Source organism: Prevotella sp. MGM2 (genome assembly GCF_002933955.1).
Lineage (GTDB): Bacteria > Bacteroidota > Bacteroidia > Bacteroidales > Bacteroidaceae > Alloprevotella.
In genome coordinates this window covers 1-4,534 of record NZ_BEWW01000274.1, presented here as the reverse complement: position 1 = coordinate 4,534, position 4,534 = coordinate 1, and the positions used below count along the sequence as shown (strand labels likewise).

Annotated in this window: 4 protein-coding genes; 2 read left to right on the top strand and 2 right to left on the bottom strand. The window is 51.9% G+C overall.

Annotation, left to right across the window (positions count from 1 at the left end):
* Both C5S62_RS07085 and C5S62_RS07080 read left to right on the top strand, forming a co-directional pair.
* Nucleotides 1-766: sulfite exporter TauE/SafE family protein (locus tag C5S62_RS07085; RefSeq protein ID WP_104404688.1), on the top strand; the 766-nt coding region annotated here is incomplete at its 5' end.
* A gap of 6 nt (nucleotides 767-772) precedes the next feature.
* Nucleotides 773-1,180 carry a DUF1634 domain-containing protein gene (locus tag C5S62_RS07080; protein WP_104404687.1) on the top strand — a complete coding sequence of 136 codons (408 nt, stop codon included), beginning with the start codon at nucleotides 773-775 and terminating at the stop codon, nucleotides 1,178-1,180.
* A 198-nt stretch (nucleotides 1,181-1,378) separates the two neighbouring features.
* On the opposite strand, the gene gpmI is transcribed toward C5S62_RS07080, so the two are convergent.
* Together gpmI and C5S62_RS07070 are read right to left on the bottom strand one after the other, a co-directional pair.
* Nucleotides 1,379-2,914, bottom strand: a complete 1,536-nt coding sequence (gpmI, locus tag C5S62_RS07075; protein WP_104404686.1) for a 2,3-bisphosphoglycerate-independent phosphoglycerate mutase — start codon at nucleotides 2,912-2,914, stop codon at nucleotides 1,379-1,381.
* Nucleotides 2,915-3,117: 203 nt separating this feature from the next.
* A complete protein-coding gene (locus C5S62_RS07070) occupies nucleotides 3,118-4,068 on the bottom strand; it encodes an NAD-dependent epimerase/dehydratase family protein (RefSeq protein WP_104404685.1) in 951 nt (316 codons plus the stop codon).
* Between the last annotated feature and the right edge of the window lie 466 nt (nucleotides 4,069-4,534).

The following is a 4,534-nucleotide window of genomic DNA, read 5'->3' as shown; positions in this document are numbered from 1 at the left end:
GGGGCGGGGAGGGGGCGTTGTTGTCATTCCCTTGCTTACGCTGGCTTTTGGCGTAGACTTCCACTATGCCGTGGGCGCCGCTCTGGTGGCTTCCATCGCCACGTCGAGCGGTTCGGGCAGTGCCTATGTGAAGGAGGGCATTACCAACATCCGTCTGGGCATGTTCCTTGAAATAGCCACTACCATAGGTGCCGTTTGTGGCGCGGCCGTGGCTATCTATCTTAACAGCAGTACGATTGCCGTTATCTACGGCTGTGTGCTCATTCTCACCGCCGCCATGCAGCAGCGGCGCAAGTCCGACCACGACGGTGTGGTGGGGTCGGAGCAGGCCCGGAGGTTGAAACTCTTCGGCACGTGGCCGCAGAAGGACGGCTCGGTGAAAAGCTATCAGCTCAAGCACGTCTACGGTGGTTTCGGCGTGATGTATGTGGCCGGCATTCTGTCGGGCATCCTCGGTATCGGCAGCGGTGTGCTCAAAGTGATAGCGATGGACGGCATCATGAAAGTACCCTTCAAGGTGAGTACCACTACCAGCAATTTCATGATGGGCGTTACGGCCTGTGCCTCGGCTGTCATTTACATTCAGCGGGGCAATATAGAGCCGGGTATGGCCTGTCCGGTGATGATTGGTGTCCTGCTCGGGGCGCTCACCGGGGCCAGACTGCTCAAGCGCATGGATGTGCGTGTGCTTCGCCAGATTTTTTGTGTGGCCATTCTTCTGGTGGCTGTCAATATGATTTATCAGGGCTTTGCCGGAAATTTCTGATGCTTTATGAAAAAGGAAAACAAACAACCCAAGCACGATATTCAGCGCCTCGTGGGCAATACGCTCCGTTGGGGCGTGACGCTGGCCTGCGTCATAGCAGCTATAGGCGGAGTCATTTATCTTATGGAACACGGTGGCGAGCCTATGAAGGACTATTCGCATTTCGCTTATGGTGCGGCCGCGGAAGAGCATGAGAGCTATACGACGCTCTCGGGCATTGTTGACGGTGTGATCAACTTTACCGCTACGGGCTGGATACAATTGGGCGTCATAGCTCTTCTGCTCACGCCCATCATGCGCGTGGCGCTCTCGCTCATCGACTTTGTTCAGGAGCGCGACTGGCTTTATGCGGGTATCTCGGCCGTAGTGCTCGCTGTCATTATCAGCAACTCTTTGGGCGGTGTGCTCGCCTGAAAAGTCCTTCAGAAGAGCCTGCTTTCATAAAAGGATAAAGGAAGTGACTGTCGGCAATAACGCCTTTTCAACGCTTGTATCTGTAGGCTTATAGAACGGCCGGGAGGATTATTGTCGGACTCCGTATATGAAAAACGGGAAGTCATCCGGTTTTGTCCGGATAGCTTCCCGTTTGTTGGTGAATAATCAAAAACAGTTTCAGTCTTCAATGAGATCCTTGCCGGTCATTTCGGCTGGTTGTTCCAGTCCCATGATATGCAGGATGCTCGGTGCCACATCTGCCAAAACGCCGTCCTTTACTTTTGCGGTTTTATTTTCTGTTACATAGATGAAAGGTACGGGGTTCAGGGAATGGGCCGTGTTGGGAGTGCCGTCGGCGTTGACCGCATTGTCGGCATTGCCGTGGTCGGCAATGATAATGGTTTCATAACCGGTGGCGCTTGCCGCTGTCACGACTTCTTTCACGCAGTTGTCTACAGCTGTCACGGCTTTTTCAATGGCACCGTACACGCCCGTGTGGCCTACCATGTCGCCGTTGGCAAAGTTGACAACGATGAAATCATATTTGTCTTCCTTGATGGCGGCAACGAGTTTGTCCTTTACCTCATAGGCCGACATTTCGGGCTGGAGGTCGTAAGTGGCCACTTTGGGAGATGCTACGAGAATGCGCTCTTCGCCTTCATAGGGAGTTTCGCGTCCGCCGTTGAAGAAGAAGGTCACATGGGCATACTTTTCCGTTTCGGCCGTGTGGAGTTGGCTGAGGCCTTTTGAGGCGATGTATTCGCCCAGTGTGTTCTCTACGTTCTCTTTCGGGAAGAGGATGTGAACCCCCTTGAAAGAGGCATCGTAGGGGGTCATGCAGTAGTATTGCAGATTGGGGATGGTGTGCATGCCTTCTTCGGGCATGTCTTGCTGCGTAAGCACCACTGTGAGTTCTTTGGCACGGTCGTTGCGGTAATTGAAGAAGATAACCACATCACCTTCCTTAATGCGGCCGTCAACAGTGGCGTTGACGAGCGGCTCCATGAATTCATCGGTATTTTTATGTTCTTCGGAGTCAGTGTCGTAGCAGCTCTGAACGCCTTCGACCATATCCGTCATCTTACGGCCCTTACCTTCAACCAGAAGATCGTAGGCCGTCTTGACACGGTTCCAGCGCTTGTCGCGGTCCATGGCGTAGAAGCGGCCGATGATGGAGGCTACGTGTGCACCGCTTTGGGCACAATGGGCCGTGAGGTCGGCAATGAAGCCCTTGCCGCTTTTGGGATCGGTGTCGCGGCCGTCCATGAAGCAATGAACGTAAGTGGAGGAGGCTATGCCGTATTCTGCGGCGATATCAATGAGTTTGAAGAGATGGTTCAGAGAGGAATGGACACCGCCGTCAGATGTCAGTCCCATCAAGTGGAGGCCTTTGCCGTTTTTCTTGGCATATTCGTAGGCTCTGACTATCTCAGAATTTTCAAGGATGCTGTCGTCGGCACAGGCACGGTTGATTTTCACGAGGTCCTGATAGACGATACGTCCGGCGCCGATATTGAGGTGTCCCACTTCGGAATTGCCCATTTGTCCGTCGGGAAGCCCTACGTTTTCGCCGCTGGCCAGCAGTTGGGAGTGAGGATACGTGGCGTTGAGAGAGTCCATGAAGGGAGTAGGCGTTTCGTAAATGACATCGCTTCTGTCATGTTTGCCGATGCCCCAGCCGTCGAGGATCATAAGTAATGCTTTCTTTGCCATAATGCTTATGTGTTATAGAATGTTTGTTTTATTGCTGCGCAAAGGTACACATTTAGTGCGAGAGAGGCGCGAAAAGGATAGCGTTTTTGTGTTTCATAGGGTTAAAAGGAGAGCCACTGCCACCGTCCGTATCAGGCGGACAATGGCAGTGGCTGTCGTATAAAAGGCACTGGCCGTACTTTCCAGCAGGATAGTGCCAGATTTTACAGGCGCTGGCTAAGTTTTTCAAGCATATCCACCGTCATGCTGTCGAGGTCGAATGTTGGTTTCCAGTCCCATTCCTGACGGGCGCAGATGTCATCGATGCTGTTGGGCCAGCTGTCGGCATTGGCTTGCTTGAGGGGGTCTACCTGATATTCCATTTCGAATTCGGGCTTGTACTTGCGGATAGCAGCGAGTACGCCTTCGGGGTCGAAACTCATGGCGGCGATGTTGAAACTGTTGCGATGGATGAGGCGCGCGGGGTCGGCTTCCATCAATTGCACGCAGGCATTGAGTGCATCGGGCATATACATCATGTCCATGTAGGTGCCTTTACCGATGGGGCATACGAATTTTTCGCCACGGACAGCGCTGTAGTAAATGTCGCAGGCATAATCGGTGGTACCGCCACCCGGAGGTGTCACATAAGAAATGAGTCCGGGGAAACGTACTGAACGGGTGTCGACACCATATTTGTTATGATAGTAATCAGACAGTAATTCGGTGGTTACTTTCGATACACCATAGATGGTACGGGGGCGCTGGATGGTGTCTTGAGGCGTGTGGTCGGCCGGAGTCTCCGGACCGAACGAGCCGATGGAGCTGGGAGTGAAGACGGCACATCCGTGTTCGCGGGCCACTTCGAGTACATTCCAAAGACCGTCTATGCCGATTTTCCAAGCAAGTTGGGGACGGCCTTCTGCCACTACGCTCAGCAGGGCTGCAAGGTTGTAGATGGTGTCGATGTTATACTTAAGCACCACGGCGGCTATCTGTTCGCCGTTTGTAACATCGCAGATTTCATAGGGACCGCTCTCACGCAATTCACCTTGAGGCTTGGCGCTGGGAATATAGCCGCATACAACGTGTTCGTTACCGTAGATGCTACGCAGACGCATTGTCAGTTCGGAGCCGATTTGACCTGTTGCTCCGATAACCAAGATGTTCTTCATTGTTGTTATACTGTTTTAATAGGTGTGTCTGTTATTTTTTTTTTTTGCAAAGTTACTACAAAAAAGTGAAATGCGGAAAGATATAGTGATAGAATTGAGTTACAAGGGTTTTAGTTGAAGTGGCGAAAATTCGTGAAGCCATTACAATCCCTGCCGAAGCCAAATCCTGACGCCGCAACGTTACTTGTTCGTAACCATGCCCGAAAATGTGACAAACGGGTACGGATAGCGAAACAAGACACTAAGGAATAGTGAGTTACCGACAACTCACGCGAAAAATCCGGTTACGGAAAAAGATTGCGCCGTTCCTCCCCGTTTTGCGTACCGACACCGGACTCTTCACCAACTAATTTTGAAACCAAAAAAATTAAGGACGATGAAGAATACATTTTCAGTAATCTACTACCTTAAGCGTCAGGTAGTGAAGAAAGACGGGACGGTTCCCGTCATGGGACGCATCACGGTT

Excerpts from the sequence above, each read along its gene's own strand:
- C5S62_RS07080 (WP_104404687.1), top strand. The coding sequence starts at position 773 with ATGAAAAAGGAAAACAAACAACCCAAGCACGATATTCAGCGCCTCGTG.
- gpmI (WP_104404686.1), bottom strand. The coding sequence starts at position 2,914 with ATGGCAAAGAAAGCATTACTTATGATCCTCGACGGCTGGGGCATCGGC.
- C5S62_RS07070 (WP_104404685.1), bottom strand. The coding sequence starts at position 4,068 with ATGAAGAACATCTTGGTTATCGGAGCAACAGGTCAAATCGGCTCCGAA.